General features: G+C 73.5%; 2 protein-coding genes. Both read right to left on the bottom strand.

Going from position 1 to position 19,635, the window contains the following annotated elements:
• Positions 1 to 28 precede the first annotated feature (28 nt).
• The gene (locus AB0F03_RS18775) at positions 29 to 10,960 is read right to left on the bottom strand and encodes a type I polyketide synthase (RefSeq protein ID WP_361992843.1); all 10,932 of its coding nucleotides are present in this window, start codon (positions 10,958 to 10,960) and stop codon (positions 29 to 31) included.
• Between the two features lie 94 nt (positions 10,961 to 11,054).
• Positions 11,055 to 19,635 (bottom strand): SDR family NAD(P)-dependent oxidoreductase (locus AB0F03_RS18770; RefSeq protein WP_361992840.1); only part of this gene is annotated, 8,581 nt, incomplete at its 5' end.

Here is a 19,635-nt window from a genome sequence, read left to right as displayed (position 1 = left end):
TCCCTGCCCCAATCAGTCGTGTGCCGCGTCAGCCTTCGAGGGATTCGCCGTCGCCGAGCGCGAGTTGTACGAGGTCGTCGACGTCCAGATCGGCCAGTGCCCCTGGGGCGGTGTCCGGTGCGCCGGGCGCGGGCGCGCCGGGTTCGTGGGCGGCCAGTTCGACCAGCGCGTCCAGCAGTCCGGCCTCCCGGAAGCGTTCCAGCGGGAGGGCGAGCAGGGCGTGGCGCAGCCGTTCCTCGTCCGCCTCCGCCACGGGCCGGTGCCCGGCGCCCTCCGGGGCGAGTTCGCCGTGCAGATGGCGGGCGAGCGCGAGCGGTGTGGGGTAGTCGAAGACCACGGTTGCGGAGAGGTTGACGCCGGTCGCGCCGCGCAGCCGGTTGCGCAGCTCCACGGAGGTGAGGGAGTCGAACCCGGCGTCCTTGAACGCCGTCTCGGCGCCGACGCCGTCCGCCCCGGAGTGCCCGAGCACGCCGGCTACATGGCCGCGGACGACGTCCAGCAGCAGGGCCTCCTGCCGGTCGCGGTCCAGCCCGGCGAGGCGGCGCATCAGGCCGTCCCCGCCGTCACCCGCGGATCCTCGCGCCGACTGCCGTCCGGTGCGCACCAGTTGGCGGAGCAGGGGTGGTACGCCGGTGCCGGTGGCCGCTTCGGCGCGTACGGCCCTGAGGTCCAGCTTCACCGGGACGAGCAGCGTGTCGTCGCCGGTCAGGGCCGCGTCGAAGAGGGCCATGCCCTCCTGCGGGGTGAGCGGCAGGACGCCACCGCGCCGGTTGCCGCGGGTGCGGGCCGCCGCTTCCGTGCCGGTGGTCATTCCCGTGGTCTGCTCCCAGGGCCCCCAGGCCAGGGAGCGAGCCGGCAGGCCGGCCGCCCGGCGGCGGGCCATCGCGGCGTCGAGCCAGGCGTTGGCGGCGGCGTAGTTGCCCTGGCCGGCCGAACCGAACAGTCCGGCGGCGGAGGAGAACACCGCGAACTCCGTGAGTTGCGGAGCCCGTTCCCGGGTCAGCTCGTCCAGGTGCCGTACGGCCACGACCTTCGGTGCGAAGACGTGGGCCAGGCGTTCCCGGTCGAGGGTGCCGATGACGCCGTCGTCCAGGACGCCCGCGGTGTGCAGGACGGCGGTGAGCGGGTGGTCGTCCGGTACGGAGTCCAGCAGCGCCGCCACCGCCTCCCGGTCGGCGAGGTCGCAGGCGGCGACGCGTACGGTGACCGCGCCGAGCGCCGTCAGATCGTCCACCAGCTCCCGGGCGCCCGCCGCGTCCGGACCGCGCCGGCCGGCCAACAGCAGGTGCCGTACGCCGCGCCGCTCGACCAGGTGCCGGGCCAGCAGGGCGCCCAGCGAGCCGGTGCCGCCGGTGACGAGGACGGTGCCGTCGGGGTCCCCGTGCGCGCCGTCCGCGCTGGTGCCCGCGGACGCGGCCCGGACCAGGCGCGGTGCGCGGACGGCCGTACCGCGCAGCGCGAGCTGCGGTTCCCCGGCCGCCAGGGCGGTGGTGAGGAGCGCGGCGAGGGACTCGTCCGCGGTCCGTGGGCCCCGGGGGTCGTCGGTAGGGGCGCTGTCGTGGGTGTCGTCGGTGTCGATGAGGACGATCCGGTCGGGGTTCTCCGTCTGGGCGGAACGGACGAGGCCCCACACGGCCGCCCCCGCCGGGTCGGTCACCGTCTCGTCACCGCCGGCGGGTACCGCGCCCCGGGTGACGACGACGAGCCGCGACTCCGCGAGCCGCTCGTCGGCCAGCCAGGCCCGTAGGACGTCCAGCACCCGGGAGGTGCGGTCCAGGGCGTCGTCGGGCCCGTCGGCCGGCACGACCAGTAGCTCGGGCACGGCGTCCGTCCAGGCCGGTTCGGCGAGGTCCGCCGCGGTGGCCGCCCGCGTCCAGGACGGTAGCGGTGTAGCCGCACGAGCGGGCACGGAAAGGTCGGTCCACTCCACGCGGAACAGCGCGTCGGCACCGGGCGCACCGGCCGCCGCCTCCAGCTGTTCCGCGGTCACCGCGCGGAACACCAGCGACTCCGTCGTCAGCACCGGGTCACCGGTCTCGTCGACGGCCTGCACCGATACCGCGTCGGGTCCGGACGGTGCCACGCGCACGCGCAGTGCCGAGGCCCCGGAGGCGTGCAGCGCAAGCCGGTTCCAGGCGAACGGCAGCACCGTGCGCGGGCCGTCGCCCGCAGGGGGCGCGTCGGCCGGGGCGACGAAACCGTTGGCGTGCAGGGCGGCGTCCAGCAGAGCTGGGTGGATGCCGAACCGTGCGGCTTCCTCCCGCTGCCCCTCCGGCAGGGCGACCTCGGCATACACCTCGTCGCCCCGCCGCCACACCGTCCGCAGCCCCTGGAACACCGGGCCGTACGTGTAGCCCTGCTCGATGAGACCGGAGTAGAAGGCGTCGACGTCCACCTCGACCCGCTCGGCGCCGGGCGGCGGCCAGGCGGTGAAGTCGAACGTGCCGGTCCCGGTACCGGCGAGCGTGGTGGTGAGGGTGCCGGTGGCGTGCCGGGTCCAGGCGTCGGAGCCGACTTCGCCTGCCGTGTCCTCGCGCGCCGAGTAGACGGCGACGGTCCGCAGCCCGCTGTCGTCCGCCCCGCCGACGGCGACCTGGACCCGGACACCGCCCTGTGCCGGGACGACCAGGGGTGCTTCGATGACGAGTTCGTCCAGCACTCCGCTGCCGACCTCGTCACCGGCGCGCACGGCCAGCTCGACCAGACCGGTGCCGGGCAGGAGCACCACTCCCCCGACGGCGTGGTCGGCGAGCCAGGGGTGGGTGCGCAGGGAGAGCCGGGAGGTGAACAGCACCCCGCCGGTCTCCGGCACCTCCACCACCGCGCCCAGCAGGGGATGGTCCGCCGCGCTCTGGCCCAGGGCGACCGCGTCGGTGACGGGTGCCGCCGGAAGCCAGAAGTGGCGGTGGTCGAAGGCGTACGTCGGCAGGTCCACGTGCGCCTCGGTGGCACCCTTCGGGAGAGTGGCCGCCCAGTTCACTGCGGCACCCCGTACGAAGAGGTGGGCCACGGCCACGAGCAGGGTCTGCTCCTCGTCGCGATCGTCGCGCAGGGCCGGAACACTCACCGCGTCCTCACCGGCCGATTCCGCGATGGCACCGGTCAGGGCGCCGCCGGGACCGAGTTCCAGGAAGACGGCTCCGTTCGCCGCGGCGATGCCCTCGGCGAAACGGACCGGACGGCGGACGTGATCCACCCAGTAGGCGGGATCGCTCAACTGGCCCGGCTCGGCCAGCTCTCCGGTCACGTTCGACACGACAGCGATGGCCGGCTCATTCCAGGTCAGCCCCGACAGCACCTCGCCGAACCCGGCCAGCATCGGCTCCATCAACGCCGAATGGAAAGCATGCGAGACGGTCAGCCGCTTCACCCGGCGACCCTGCTCCCGCAGCCTCTCCGCCACCGCCGCCACGGCGTCTTCGCCACCCGACAGGACGACCGAACCCGGCGCGTTCACCGCCGCCAGATCCACACCCGCACCCAGGTGTCCGGCGATCTCCGCCTCACTCGCCGCCACCGCCACCATCGCCCCACCCGACGGCAGAGCCTGCATCAACCGACCCCGCGCCGCGACCAGTGCCGCCGCATCCGTGAGGGACAGCACCCCGGCGACATGCGCGGCCACGACCTCACCGATCGAATGCCCGGCCACCACATCCGGCCGCACACCCCACGACTCCACCAGCCGGAACAACGCCGACTCCACCGCGAACAACCCCGCCTGAGTGAACACCGTCTGATCCAGCAGACCGCCGTCACCCGCCCCGAACACCACATCCCGCACCGAGTACTCCACAGCACCCGCAAGCTGCGCATCCAAAGCCGCACACGCCTCATCCAACGCCCCCGCGAACACCGGGAACCGCTCATACAACTCCCGGCCCATACCCACCCGCTGCGAACCCTGACCCGGGAACACCAGCACCGTCCTGCCGCCGGTGGCCGAGCCCGTCACCACGAGCGGCGAGGACCCGCCGACGGCCAGCGTCTCCAGTCCGGCCACCGCTTCCTCCGGCGACCCGGCGACCACCACGGCCCGCTCGGACAGCATCGCCCGCCGGGACACCAAGCCTCCCGCGACGGCGGTCAGCGGTGCGCCGGTCCGGCGGATGTACTCCGCCAGCCGGTCCGCCTGTCCGGCGAGTGCACCGGCGCTGCGCGCGGAGACGACCACCGGGACCGCGCCCTCGGCCTGAGCGACCACCGGCTCGGTGACGTCCTCCTCCGGCGCCTGCTCCAGGATGACGTGCGCGTTCGTACCGCTCACACCGAACCCGGACACGCCCGCCCGGCGGGGCCGGTTCACCTCCGGCCACGGGCGGGCCTCCGTCAGCAGTTCGACCGCACCGTCCGCCCAGTCGACCTGGGAGGTCGGGGTGTCGACGTGCAGCGTGGCGGGGAGCACGCCGTGCTGCATGGCCTGCACCATCTTGATCACGCCGGCCACGCCCGCGGCCATCTGGGTGTGCCCGATGTTCGACTTCAACGAGCCGAGCAACAGTGGTTGTTCACGCTCGCGGCCGTAGGTGGCGAGCAGGGCCTGTGCCTCGATCGGGTCGCCGAGGACGGTGCCGGTGCCGTGGCCCTCGACCGCGTCCACGTCCGCCGGGGTCAGCCCCGCGTTCGCCAGCGCCTTGCGGATCACCCGCTGCTGCGACGGCCCGTTCGGGGCGGTCAGCCCGTTGGACGCACCGTCCTGGTTCACGGCACTGCCCCGCACGACCGCCAGCACCCGGTGGCCCTTGCGCCGCGCCTCCGACAGCCGCTCCAGTACGACGACACCCGCGCCCTCGGCCCAGCCGGTGCCGTCGGCCGCGTCGGCGTACGACTTGCAGCGGCCGTCGGCGGCCAGACCCCGCTGCCGCGAGAACTCGACGAACGTACCCGGGGTCGCCATGACGGTGGCGCCACCGGCGAGGGCCATCGAGCATTCGCCGTTGCGCAGGGCCTGCGCCGCGAGGTGGATGGCGACCAGGGACGAGGAACAGGCCGTGTCCACGGTCACTGCGGGGCCCTCGAAGCCGAACACGTAGGCGACGCGCCCGGAGGCCACACTGCCCATGCCTCCGGTACCGGTGAAGCCCTCCAGCTCGGGCGGTACCGGCCCCGACGTGCCGTAGCCCTGGCCCATCAGGCCGGAGAACACGCCGACGTCGGTGCCCTTGAGGGAGGTCGGGTCGAGGCCGGCCCGCTCCAGCGCCTCCCAGGAGGTCTCCAGCAGCAGCCGCTGCTGCGGGTCCATCGCCAGCGCCTCACGCGGGGAGATACCGAAGAAGGCGGCGTCGAACAGGGCGGCGTCGTAGAGGAATCCGCCCTGGCTCACGTAGGACGTGCCGGTCTGGTCCGGGTCGTCGCTGAAGAAACCGCCCAGGTCCCAGCCGCGGTCCTCGGGGAAGCCGGACATCGCGTCCCGGCCGTCGGACACCAGCTGCCAGAGCGCGTCGGGGTCGTCGACGCCGCCGGGCAGCCGGCACGCCATGCCGACGATCGCGATCGGTTCATCGGGATCGGCGGGCGCGCTGAGCGTCGCGCTGGGCGGCGCTGCCACCGTCTCCCCCAGTTCGCCGTGCAGGTGGCGGGCGAGGGACAGCGGGTTCGGGTGGTCGAAGACGACCGTGGCTGCCAGTTTGAGGCCGGTGGCCTCACGCAGCCGGTTGCGCAGTTCGACCGAGGTGAGCGAGTCGAACCCGGAGTCACGGAACGCCGTGTCCGGCTTGACTCCCTCCGGACCAGCATGCCCGAGCACGGTCGCCGCGTGCGTGCGGACCAGGTCCAGCAGCAACGCCTCCTGCTCCGCCGTGCCCAGCCCGGCCAGCCGGTCCGCCAGGCCGCCGCCGCTGTCCCCGGCCGCGGCCCGCACGGTCTGCCGTCCGGTGCGCACCAGGCCGCGCAGGAGTGTGGGGACGGCGCGGCCGGCGGCGGCGTCGGTGCGCAGTTGCCGCAGGTCCAGTTTGGCCGGTACGAGCAGGGCCTCCCCGGTGCGCAGAGCGGCGTCGAAGAGGTCCATGCCGTCCTCGGGCGTCATCGGGAGGACACCGCCCCGCCGGTTCATCCGGCTGCGGGTGAGGTCGTCCATGCCGGCCGCCATACCGCCGGTGGCCTGATCCCACAGGCCCCAGGCGAGTGAGGTGGCGGGCAGGCCTTCGGCCCGGCGCTGGTGGGCCACGGCGTCCAGGAAGGCGTTGGCCGCCGCGTAGCTGCCGGTGCCCGCGCCGAGGAAGACGGAGGAGACGGAGGAGAAGACGACGAACGCGGCCAGCTCCGGTACGAGTTCACGGGTCAGCTCGTCCAGGTGCCGTACCGCCGTCACCTTCGGGGCGAACACCTGCGCCACCCGCTCGGGGCGGATCGTGCCGATCACGCCGGCGTCGGCGATGCCCGCGGTGTGCACGACCCCGGTCAGCGGGCGGCCGGACCGGCGCGTCTCGGCGAGCAGCGCGGCGACCGCGGCGCGGTCGGTGACGTCGCAGGACGCGACCGTGACCCCGGCGGCGCCGAGTCCGGTCAGCTCGGCCACCAACTCGGCTGCACCCTCGGCGGCTTGGCCCCGCCTGCTGGCCAGCACCAGGTGGCGTACGCCGTGCCGGGCGACCAGGTGCCGGGCCAGCAATCCGCCGAGCGAGCCCGTGCCGCCGGTGATCAGGACCGTGCCCTCCGGGTCCAGCCGCACGGGCTCTGTGGCCACGGGTGCGGAACGGTCGGGCCCCGCAGCGATCGCCCGGGTGAGCCGGGGAATGTACGACGTCTCGCCGCGTACGGCCAGTTCGGGCTCCGAGTCGGACAGCAGCCGGTGCAGGACACGGTCGAGGCCGGCGTCGGCTGCCAGACCCGGGGTGGCACCGGGCCGGGGCCCCGGGTCGAGGTCGAGCAGCACGATCCGGCCGGGGTTCTCGGACTGGGCGGCCCGGACGAGACCCCAGACCGCGCCGCCCGCCGGGTCGCTCACCGCGGCGTCGCCGCCGGCCGGGACGGCGCCCCGCGTGGCCACGACCAGCCGGGTCGGCTCCAGGGCCGGCGCGGCCAGCCATGCCTGCACGGCAGCCAGTACCCGGTTCGTCAGGGCCAGCGCCGCGTCACTTCGACCCTCACCTGCGCCATCAGCCTCGGCCTGGCCCTGGTCCACCTTGGCGTCCAGCACGATCAGCGCCGGAAGCTCCTCCGCCGTGCTCGCGCTGTCCGCCAGGGCGGTGACGTCGTCGGCGGACCACACTCCGGCCCAGGACGGCGGTTCGTCGGACACCTCGCCGGCCGTGGCCGTCTCGGTCCAGTCGACGCGGAACAGTGAGTCGTCGCTGACCGTGCCCTCGGCGGCCTCCAGCTGCTCGGCGGACAGCGGCCGAAGCTCCGCCGACTCCGCCCGCAGCACCAGCCCGCCGGCCTGGTCGACCGCCTCAAGGGCCAGGGCGTCCCGGCCGTGCGGCGCGATCCGCACCCGCAGCGCCGAGGCCCCGACGGCGTGCAACGCGAGCCCGCGCCAGGTCAGGTACTGCCACACCCGCGAGCCGCCGTCGGCCGAGGCCGCGTCCAGCAACGCCGGGTGCAGCGCGGCGTCCAGCAGCGCCGGGTGGAGCCCGAACCGGCCGGCCTCCGCACGCTCGTCCTCCGGCACGGCGACCTCGGCGAGGATCTCCTCACCATGCCGCCAGAGCGCCCGTACGGCCTGGAAGAGGGGCCCGTACTCATACCCGCGCCGCACCAGACCGCCGTACAGCGCCTCCACGTCGATGCGCTGGGCACCGGGCGGCGGCCAGGCGCCGAAATCGCCCTGCGGGCTCTCGCCGGGCTTGGGCGTCGCCGTCAGCACACCGGTGGCGTGCCGGACCCAGGCCTCCGCCCCGCTGACCTCGTCCGCGTCCTCCCGTGTCGAGTACACGGTGACCGCACGGCCGCCACTCTCGTCCACACCGCCGACCGCGACCTGGAGGCGTACCCCGCCCTGCTCCGGCAGCACCAGCGGCGCGACGACGGCGAGCTCGTCCACGGTCCCGCACCCGACCTCGTCACCGGCCCGCACGGCCAGCTCCACGAGCGCCGCTGCGGGGACCAGGGTCACTCCACCGACGGTGTGGTCCGTCAGCCAGGGATGCGTGCGCAGCGACCACCGCGAGGTGCACAACACCCCGCCCGTCTCGGGCACTTCCACGATCGCGCCGAGCAGGGGGTGGTCCGTGGGGGCCTGTCCGAGGGCGGTGGCGTCCGTCGCTCCATTCAGGCGGAGCCAGTAGTGGCGGTGGTCGAAGGCGTACGTCGGCAGTTCCACGTCGGCGGCCTCGGCGCCCTCGGGCAGCACACCCGTCCAGTCGACCGCCACGCCCTTGACGAAGAGTTCCGCCATCGACGTCAACAACCGCCGGAAACCGCCCTCTTCGCGGCGCAGGGAGCCCGTGACGACCGCCTCGCACTGCGCCTCGTCCACGATCTCGTTCACCGGCTGCACGAGAACGGGGTGAGCGCTGGACTCCACGAACACCGTGTGGCCCTCGGCGAGGAGGGAGGCGATCGCCGGCCCGAAACGGACCTGGCCGCGCAGATTGCGGTACCAGTAACCGCCGTCCAGGGCATCTTCGTCGCGCACCCACTCGCCGGTCACCGTCGAGAAGAACGGCACCACCGGCGCCTGGCTGCGGATATCCGCGAACGCCTCCCCCAACGCGCCCTCGATCGCCTCGACATGACGGGTGTGCGAGGCGTAATCCACCGCGACCCGGCGCACCCGCACACCGTCCGCCTCCAGCACGGCCAACGCCTCGTCCAAAGCCTCCGCATCACCGGCGATCACCACCGACGAAGGACCGTTCACGGCGGCGACCTCGACCCTGCCCTCCCACACAGCGATCCGGGTAGCGGCCTCGGCCTCGGGCAGCGCCACCGAGGCCATACCACCCCGGCCCGCCAGCTCCCCCGCGATCACCTGACTGCGCACCGCCACGATCCACGCCGCATCCGCCAGCGACAACGCACCCGCCACACACGCAGCCGCGATCTCACCCTGCGAATGCCCCACCACCGCATCCGGCACCACACCCACCGACGCCCACACAGCCGCCAGCCCCACCATCACCGCGAAACTCGCCGGCTGCACCACATCCACCCGCGCCAGCAGATCAACCTCACCGCGCAATACCGCCGTCAAGTCCCAGTCCACCCAAGGTTCCAGAGCCCGAGCACACTTCCCGACCCGCTCCGCGAACACCGGTGAGGAGTCGAGCAGTTCCCGGCCCATGCCCAGCCACTGCGAACCCTGACCGGGGAACACCAGCACCGTCCTGCCGGGCGCGGTCACCGCACCGGTCACCACCGCGGGACTGCTCTCCCCGCTCGCCAGTGCGCCCAGCCCGGTCGCCGCCTCGGCGCGGGAACCCACGACGACGACGGCCCGCTCGGACAGCAGGGCCCGCCGGGAGACGAGCGCGCCCGCGATGTCGGCGAGGGGCGTGTCCGTGCGGGCGACGAATGCTGCCAGGCGCCCGGCCTGGCCCCCCATCGCCCCCGCGGTGGCCGCGGACACCACCAGCGGAACCACGGACGGGACCACGGACGGAGCGACCCGGTCGGCCGGTGCGGTCGGCTCCCCGGCCGGTTCCTCCGGGGCTTCCTCCAGGATCAGGTGCGCGTTGGTGCCGCTGACACCGAAGGAGGAGACGCCGGCCCGGCGGGGGCGGCCGGTCCGGGGCCAAGCGCGTTCCTCGGTCAGCAGCTCGATGGCCCCGGCCGACCAGTCGACCTGGGAGGAGGGTGTGTCGACGTGCAGCGTGGGCGGCAGGACGCCGTACCGCATCGCCTGCACCATCTTGATGACGCCGGCGACTCCGGCGGCGGCCTGTGTGTGCCCGATGTTGGACTTCAACGAGCCGAGCCAGAGCGGTTGTTCGCGGTCCTGGCCGTAGGTGGCGAGCAGGGCCTGCGCCTCGATCGGGTCCCCGAGGACGGTGCCCGTGCCGTGGCCCTCGATCACGTCGACGTCGGCGGAGGTCAGGCCGGCCTCGGCCAGCGCCTTGCGGATGACACGCTGCTGCGAGGGGCCGTTCGGGGCGGTCAGGCCGTTGGACGCGCCGTCCTGGTTCACGGCGGACGCGCGGACGACGGCCAGGACCCGGTGGCCGTTGCGACGGGCGTCGGACAGGCGCTCCAGGAGGACGACACCGGCGCCCTCGGCCCAGCCGGTGCCGTCTGCCGCGTCCGCGTACGACTTGCAGCGGCCGTCGGCGGCCAGCGCCCGCTGCCGGGAGAACTGCATGAACATGCCGGGGCCGGCCATGACGGTCGCGCCCCCGGCCAGGGCCATGGTGCACTCCCCGCGCCGCAGCGCCTGGGCGGCCAGGTGCATGGCGACCAGGGACGAGGAGCAGGCGGTGTCCACGGTCACCGCGGGACCCTCTAGGCCGAGGACGTACGAGATGCGGCCCGAGGCCACGCTCCCGGTGGTGCCGGTGCCGGTGAAACCCTCCAGCTCCGGCGGGACCGGGCCGCCGGTCGCGTACCCCTCGTTGATGACCCCCACGAAGACACCGACGTCGGAGCCCTTGAGGGCGGACGCGTTCAGTCCCGCCCGTTCCAGCGCCTCCCACGACATCTCCAGCAGCAGCCGCTGCTGCGGGTCCATCGCCACCGCCTCACGCGGGGAGATCCCGAAGAGGCCCGCGTCGAAGAGGGCCGCCTCGTGCAGGAACCCGCCCTGGCTGACGTAGGATTTGCCCGTCTTGTCGGGGTCGGAGTCGAACAGTTCCTCCAGGTCCCAGCCCCGGTCGGTGGGGAATCCCGAGACGCCGTCCTCGCGTTCGCGGACGAGCCGCCACAGGTCGTCGGGTCCGCTCACCCCACCGGGCAGCCGGCATGCCATGCCCACGATCGCGATCGGCTCCGCCTTCTCGGCCTCGAGTTCACGGACGCGTTGCTGGGAGCGGCGCGCGTCGGTGAGAACGCGCTTGAGATAGTCGCGAAGCTTGCTTTCATCCGCCATTGCGGGTCAGCTCCTAGTGGGGCTACGGCGTCAGGTGGACGGCGGGGCGGGCGTGGAGGCGGGGTGCGGGCGGTGCCGGGCGACCGGCCGCCGGCTAATGGCCGAACTCCGTGTCGATGAGTTCGAAGAGTTCGTCGTCGGACGCGGACGTGAAGTCGAGGTCCTCCTCGGCTTCCTGCGCCGTGCCGTTCGCCGTGGACCAGGTGGTCAGCAGGCCCTGGAGCCGGGTGGCGACCTGGGCGCGCGTGCCGTCGTCGGAAGCCGTGTCGGCCAGCAACGATTCCAGCCTGCTCAGTTCGGCGAGCAGCGGGTGCGTGGCCGGTGCGGCGTCGGCGGCCGGGGCCAGCCGGTCGTACAGGTAGCGGGCGAGGGCGAGCGGGGTCGGGTAGTCGAAGACGGCGGTCGCGGGCAGGTTGAGGCCGGTGGCCTCGCGCAGCCGGTTGCGCAGTTCGACGGAGGTGAGGGAGTCGAACCCTGCTTCCTTGAACGCCGTTTCGACCCTCACCTGGTCCACTCCGGTGTGCCCGAGGACGGTCGCCACCTGGCCCTGCACCAGCCCGAGCAGCAGGGCCTCCTGCTCGGCCGGGGCCAACGAGGCCAGTCGGCGTACCAGTCCGCCGGAGTCACCGGCACCGGCCCGCGCGGTCTTACGGCCGGTCCGCACCAACCCCCGCAGCAGGGGCGGGACTCCGCCGCCCAGTGCGGCGTCGGCGCGCACCGCCCGGAGGTCCAGCCGCACCGGCAGCACCAGCGCCTCACCGGTCTTGAGTGCCGCGTCGAGCAGTTCCATGCCCTCCGGAGGCGTGAGGGGTACGACACCCCCACGGCGGCCGGTCCGGTTCCGGGCGGCCTCGCCGGTGGCGGTGTCCTGGCCACCCGTCCGCTCCCACGGTCCCCAGGCCAGCGAGACAGCCGGCAGACCGGCCGCCCGGCGCTGATGGGCCACCGCGTCGAGGTAGGCGTTGGCCGCCGCGTAGCCGCCGGTACCAGCGCCCAGGAAGACCGAGGAGGCGGACGACACCAGGACGAACGCGGCGAGAGACGGAGCGAGTTCGCGGGTCAGCTCGTCCAGGTGCCGTACGCCGGTCACCTTCGGTGCGAAGACGCGGGCCATGCGGTCGTCGTCCACCTCGCCGATCACTCCGGCGTCGAAGACGCGGGCCGCGTGGACGACCGCGGTCAGCGGATGCGCGTCCGGTACGGCGGTCAGGAGCGCGGCGACCGCGTCCCGGTCGGTGACATCGCAGGCGGCCACCGAAACGGCGGCGCCCAGGTCTTCGAGTTCGGCGACGAGCGCGGTCGCTCCCTCGGCGTCCGCGCCGCGCCGTCCGGCCAGCACGAGGTGGCGTACGCCGTGCCGCCCGACCAGATGCCGGGCGACCTCGGCGCCCAGCGCCCCGGTGCCGCCGGTGATCAGGACGGTGCCTTCCGGGTCGAGCGCGGGTTGTGTGGTGGGGGCGGGGAGTGCGCGGGCGAGGCGGGGCACGTACATGGCCGCGCCGCGCAGGGCGAGTTGGGGTTCGCCGGTGGCGAGGGCGGGACCGAGATCGGCGGTGGTGACGCCGGTGGCGAGGGCTTCGGTGCCGCTATAGGAGGCGTCGGTGCCGGTGTCGCTATAGGCGTCGGTGTCGGTGTCGGTGTCGATCAGGATGATCCGGTCGGGGTTCTCCGCCTGGGCGGCACGCACCAGCCCCCAGACGGCCGCGCCCCCCGGATCACTGACCTCCGCATCACCACCAGCCGGCACCGCCCCCCGGGTCACGACGACCAGCCGGCCATCCACGGCCGCCTCGTCCGCCAACCACCCCTGCACCGCCTCCAGCACCCGCCCCACCAGCACCACCGGGGTCTCACCGCTCCCACGGGTACGGGCATCGACCACCGTCACCCCCGGCACCTCAGCAACACCCGGCACGGACGGCAGCTCACTCCACTCCACCCGGAACAACGCGTCCGAACCGGCCGTCGTGGTCAACTGCTCGGCCGAGAGCGGTCGCAGTGTGACCGTCTGGGCGGTCACGACCGGTCCGCCGGACTCGTCGGTGGCCTGGACCGCCAGCACGCCGGGAGCGGTCCGGAGGAGCCGCACGCGCAGCGCCGTGGCGCCCTCCGCGTGCAGCGTCAGGCCGTGCCATTCCAGTGGCTGCCACACCTGCTCGTCGTCGGTCGCCGTGATCTCCAGCAATGCCGGTTGGAAGGCGGCTTCCAGCAGGGCCGGGTGGATGCCGAACCGGGCCGCCGCGTCCCGCTGCCCGTCCGGCAGGGCGACCTCGGCGAACAGCTCGTCACCGCGCCGCCACACCGCCCGCAGCCCCTGGAGGACCGGGCCGTACTCGTAACCGTGCCGGAGCAGCCGCTCCTCCGCGCCCGAAAGATCTTCGGACTGGGCACCGGGCGGGGGCCAGGCGGTGAAGTCGAAGGTCTCGGTGGCAGCGGGTGCCGTGCTCAGGGCGCCGGTGGCGTGCCGGGTCCAGCCGTCGGCACCGACGTCACCGACGGTGTCCTCCCTCGCGGAGTGGATCGCCAGCGGGCGGCGGCCTTCCGCGTCGGGCGCCTCGACGGTGACCTGTACTCGCACACCGCCCTGCTCGGGAACGACCAGCGGTGCCTCGATGACCAGCTCGTCCACCGCTCCGCAGCCGACCTCGTCACCGGCGCGCACGGCCAGCTCGACCAACCCCGCACCGGGCACCAGGACCACTCCCCCGACGGCGTGGTCGGCCAGCCAGGGGTGGGTGCGCAGGGAGAGACGCGAGGTGAAGACTAGGCCGTCCGACTGCGGCAACTGGACCACCGCGCCCAGCAGTGGATGGTCCGCCGTGCTCTGGCCGAGCGCGACCGCGTCCGTGGCGGGAGCCATGCGCAGCCAGTAGTGCTGGTGGTCGAAGGCGTACGTCGGCAGGTCCACGTGCACCGTGCCGGCACCCTCGGGCAACACCGCCGCCCAGTCCATCTTCGTACCGCGCACGAACAGCTCCGCGACGGACAGCAGGAGGGTCTGCTCCTCCCCCCGGTCATCCCGCAGGGCGGGAACGCTCACCGCGTCCTCACCGGCCGATTCCGCGATGGCACCGGTCAGGGCGCCGCCGGGACCGAGTTCCAGGAACACCGACCCACCCGAGGCGGCGATGCCGTCGGCGAAACGGACCGGACGCCGGACGTGATCCACCCAGTAGGCGGGATCGCTCAACTGGCCCGGCTCGGCCAGCTTTCCGGTCACGTTCGACACGACAGCGATGGCCGGCTCGTGCCAGGTCAGCCCCGACAGCACCTCGCCGAACTCGGCCAGCATCGGCTCCATCAACGCCGAATGGAAAGCATGCGAGACGGTCAGCCGCTTCACCCGGCGACCCTGCTCCCGCAGCCTCTCCACCACTCCATTCACGGCGTCCTCGCCACCCGACAGGACAACCGAACCCGGCGCGTTCACCGCCGCCAGATCCACACCCGCACCCAGGTGTCCGGCGACCTCCGCCTCACTCGCCGCCACCGCCACCATCGCCCCACCCGACGGCAACGCCTGCATCAACCGACCCCGAGCCGCCACCAACGCCGCCGCATCCGTGAGGGACAACACCCCAGCCACATGCGCGGCCACAACCTCACCGATCGAATGCCCGGCCACCACATCCGGCCGCACACCCCACGACTCCACCAGCCGGAACAACGCCGACTCCACCGCGAACAACCCCGCCTGAGTGAACACCGTCTGATCGATCAGACCGCCGTCACCCGCCCCGAACACCACATCCCGCACCGAGTGCTCCACCGCACCCGCAAGCTGCGCATCCAGAGCCGCACACGCCTCGTCCAACGCCCCCGCGAACACCGGGAACCGCTCATACAACTCCGCGCCCATACCCACCCGCTGCGAACCCTGACCCGGGAACACGAACACCGTCTTCCCACCGGCATCCGACCCCGTCACCACGACCGGGGACGACTCCCCCGCAGCCAGCGCGCCCAGTCCCGCCACCGCCTCCTCACGCGAACCGGCAACCACGACCGCCCGCTCGGCCAGAACCGCCCGCCGGGTGACCAGGGCACCGGCGACTGACGCCGTCGGTGCGTCGGTCCGGCGGACGAACTCCGCCAGGCGGCCCGCCTGGCCGGCCAGTGCGCCGGTGCTGCGCGCGGAGACGATCAGCGGCACCACACCATCGACCGGGGCCGTCGGCTCGGTGGCCTCCTCCTCCGCCGCCTGCTCCAGGATCAGATGCGCGTTCGTCCCGCTCAGTCCGAACGAGGAGACGCCGACGCGGCGCGGGCGCCCGGTGTCGGGCCAGTCGCGTGCTTCCGTGAGCAGTTCGACCGCTCCGGCGGTCCAGTCGACCTGGGACGACGGCGCGTCCACGTGCAGGGTGGGCGGCAGGACACCGTGCTGCATGGCTTCCACCATCTTGATCACGCCGGCCACACCGGAGGCGGCCTGTGTGTGTCCGATGTTGGACTTCAACGAGCCCAGCCACAAAGGCTCTTTCCGCTCCTTGCCGTACGTGGCGAGGAGTGCTTGTGCCTCGATCGGGTCACCGAGGACGGTGCCGGTGCCGTGGCCCTCGACCGCGTCCACGTCCGCCGGGGTCAGGCCCGCGTTCGCCAGCGCCTTGCGGATCACCCGCTGCTGCGACGGCCCGTTGGGAGCGGTCAGACCATTCGACGCACCGTCCTGGTTCACGGCACTGCCGCGTACGACCGCCAGCACCCGGTGCCCCATGCGGCGCGCCTCCGACAGCCGCTCCAGTACGACGACACCCGCGCCCTCGGCCCAGCCCGTGCCGTCGGCCGCGTCCGCGTACGACTTGCAGCGACCGTCGGCGGCCAGACCCCGCTGCCGCGAGAACTGGACGAAGGCGCCGGGGCTGGACATGACGGCCGCGCCGCTGGCCAGGGCCAGGGAGCACTCGCCGCCCCGCAGAGCCTGGGCGGCCAGGTGCATGGCGACCAGGGACGAGGAACACGCCGTGTCCACGGTCACCGCCGGCCCCTCGAAGCCGAAGACGTACGACACCCGGCCCGAGGCCACGCTGCTGCCGGCTCCGGTGGTGACGAATCCCTCCAGCTCCGCGGGCACCTCGCCGCCGGAGCCGTAGCCCTGGCCCATCAGGCCGGAGAACACGCCGACGTCGGTGCCCTTGAGGGAGGTCGGGTCGATACCGGCCCGTTCCAGTGCCTCCCAGGAGGTCTCCAGCAGCAGCCGCTGCTGCGGATCCATCGCCAGCGCCTCACGCGGGGAGATACCGAAGAAGGATGCGTCGAACAGGCCCGCCTCGTGCAGGAATCCGCCCTGGTCGACGTACGACGTACCGGCCTTGTCGGGGTCGGCGTCGAACAGGCCCTCCAGGTCCCAGCCGCGGTCGTCGGGGAAGCCCGACATCGCGTCCCGGCCCTCGGACACCAACTTCCACAATGCCTCGGGGCTGTTGACGCCGCCGGGCAGCCGGCACGCCATGCCGACGATCGCGATCGGCTCGTCCGGGTCGGCGAGTGCCGTGACCGGTTCGGTGGTCGCCACCGACACCGTCTCCCCCAGCTCGCCGTGCAGATGACGGACCAGGGCGAGCGGGGTCGGATGGTCGAAGACGACGGTGGCGGGCAGTTTGAGGCCGGTCGCGTCGCGGAGCCGGTTGCGCAGTTCGACCGAGGTGAGCGAATCGAACCCGGAGTCACGGAACGCCGTGTCCGGCTTGACGCCCTCCGGACCGGCATGCCCGAGCACGGTCGCCGCGTGCGTGCGGACCAGGTCCAGCAGCAACGCCTCCTGCTCCGCCGTGCCCAGCCCGGCCAGCCGGCGCGCCAGGTGCCCGGTGTCGTCACCGGCGGTGGCCGCTGCCCGGGCGGCCTGCCGGGGGACCTTGACCAGGCCCCGCAGCAGGGGCTGCACACCGCGTCCGGCAGCGGCGTCGGCACGCATCGCCCGCAGGTCCAGCTTGATCGGGACGAGCAGCGGGTCCCCGGTGCGCAGGGCCGCGTCGAACAGGTCCAGGCCCTCGTCGGACGCCAGGGTCTGACTACGGTTGCGGCTCACCCGGGCCTGGTCGGCGGTGTCGAGGTGGCCGGTCATTCCGGTGGCCTGCTCCCACAGGCCCCACGCCAGCGACACACCCGGCAGGCCCGCGGACCGGCGCCGCTGCACCACCGCGTCCAGATAGGCGTTCGCCGCCGCGTAGTTGCCCTGTCCCGCCGAACCGAACACGCCCGCCGCCGACGAGAACACGATGAACGCACCGGAAGCCGGGAGGAGTTCACGGGTGAGTTCGTCGAGATGTGTGACTGCCGGGACCTTGGGCGCGAACACCCCCGCCAGGCGCTCGGGGGTGAGGGCGCCGATCACGCCGTCGTCCAGGACACCGGCCGTGTGCACCACACCCGACAACGGACGCTCCGCCGCCACCGCGCCCAGCAGCTCCGCCACCTGCGCACGGTCCGACACATCCGCCGCCACCACGGACACCGACTCCGCACCCAGACCGGACAGCTCCGCCACCAGCTCCGCGGCACCCTCCGCCTGCACACCACGCCGGCTGGCCAGCACCAGATGCCGCACCCCATGACGCACGACCAGATGCCGCGCCACCAGCGCGCCCAGCACACCGGTGCCACCCGTGACCAGCACCGACCCCTCCGGGCCGAAATGGGGGTCCGCAACCGTGGGCGCCGTCGCGCGGGCGAGCCTCGGCGCGAACAGGCGGGTGCCACGCACGGCCACCTGGGGTTCCGCCGTGGCCAGTACGGCGGTGAGCAGCGACTCGACGTCAGCACCTGCGGGGGTGTCCGTGTCGAGCAGGACGATCCGGTCGGGATTCTCCGCCTGGACCACGCGGACCAGGCCCCATACGGCGGCCCCCGCCAGGTCGGTCACCGTCCGCTCCCCGTCGGCGGGCACGGCGCCCCGGGTGACGACGACCAGCTGGGCCGCCTCCAGTCCGGGCCTGGCCAGCCACTCCTGGACGATCTCCAGCACACGGCCCGTGGCGGCCAGCGCCGCTTCGTCGTCCGTGCCGGCCGTCACGTCGCCGCGGCCGGCCTCTAGGACGACGACCGGGGGCACGCCCGAGCCGTCGGTCAGCGCGGCCACGTGCGCCGGCTCGGCGATGGGCACCCAGGCGGGCGGCAGGTCGGTGCCGGGCTCCGTCGTCGCGGGCAGCTCCGTCCACTCCACGCGGAACAGGGACTGCCGGCTGTCGTCGCCCGACCCGCCCAGCTGGTCGGCGGACACGCTCCGCGAGACCAGCGAGCGCAGCGTGAGCACCGGAGCGCCGGTCTCGTCCGCCGCTTCCAGGGCCAGGGCGTCGGGCGCGGACCGATTCAGACGCACCCGCAGCGCCGTGGCACCGGCCGCGTGCAGGCGCAGCCCGTTCCAGCCGAACGGGAGGTGGACACCGTCGTCGGTACGGTTCTCGCCCTCGGGGTCCGAGAGCGCCACCTCCAGCATCGCGGGGTGCAGCGCGGCGTCGAGCAGCGCCGGGTGAATGCCGAACCGGGCGGCGCTCGCCCGCTGGTCCTCCGGGAGGGCGACCTCGGCGAAGAGGTCGTCGCCGCGCCGCCACAGGGCTCGTACGCCCTGGAAGACCGGCCCATAGCCGTAGCCGGCTTGGGCCAGCAGTTCGTAGCCGCCGGAGATGTCCACCTGGCGGGCGCCGGTAGGCGGCCACACGGTGAGGCCGGCGTCCGACTGGGGCGCGTCGGCGGTCACCAGGGCGGTGAGCGTGCCGGTGGCGTGCCGGGTCCAGGCGTCGGCGCCCGCGTCTCCGGTGGTGTCGTCGGGCGCGGAGTAGACGGCGACCGTCCGGGTGCCCGTCTCCTCCGGGCCGCCCACGGTGACCTGCACGCGTACTCCGCCCTGCTCCGGCAGGACCAGCGGTGCCTCGACGACCAGCTCCTCGAGAATCCCGCAGCCCACCTCGTCACCGGCCCGTACGGCCAGCTCCACCAGCCCGGTACCGGGGACGAGCACCGCGCCGCCGACGGCGTGGTCCGCCAGCCAGGGATGTGTGCGCAGCGACAGCCGCGAGGTGCACAACACCCCACCCGTCTCGGGCACTTCCACGACCGCGCCGAGCAGCGGGTGGTCGGCGCGGGTCTGCCCCAGGGAGGCCGCGTCCGCCGCCGGAGCGGGCTTCAGCCAGTAATGCCGGTGCTCGAAGGCATACGTCGGCAGTTCCACGTCGGCGGTCTCGGCGCCCTCGGGCAGCACACCGGTCCAGTCGACCGCCACGCCCTTGACGAAGAGTTCCGCCATCGACGTCAACAACCGCCGGAACCCGCCCTCTTCCCGGCGCAGGGAGCCCGTGACGACCGCCTCGCACTGCGCCTCGTCCACGATCTCGTTCACCGGCTGCACGAGAACGGGGTGGGCGCTGGACTCCACGAACACCGAGTGCCCCTCGGCGAGCAGGGAGGCGATCGCCGGCCCGAAACGGACCTGGCCGCGCAGATTGCGGTACCAGTAACCGCCGTCCAGGGCATCTTCGTCGCGCACCCAGGTACCGGTCACCGTCGAGAAGAACGGCACCACCGGCGCCTGACTGCGGATGTCCGCGAACGCCTCCCCCAACGCCGTCTCGATCGCCTCGACATGACGGGTGTGCGAGGCGTAATCCACCGCGACCCGGCGCACCCGCACACCGTCCGCCTCCAGCACGGCCAGCGCCTCGTCCAAAGCTTCCGCATCACCG

The sequence above is a fragment of the Streptomyces sp. NPDC028722 genome (assembly GCF_040637655.1).
GTDB lineage: Bacteria > Actinomycetota > Actinomycetes > Streptomycetales > Streptomycetaceae > Streptomyces.
The sequence above is the reverse complement of the archived record's forward strand: the minus strand, read 5'-3'. Positions and strand labels throughout refer to the sequence as shown.

Bases quoted from the DNA above. Each gene is read 5' to 3' on its own strand.
- AB0F03_RS18775 (WP_361992843.1), bottom strand. From the start codon at position 10,960: ATGGCGGATGAAAGCAAGCTTCGCGACTATCTCAAGCGCGTTCTCACC.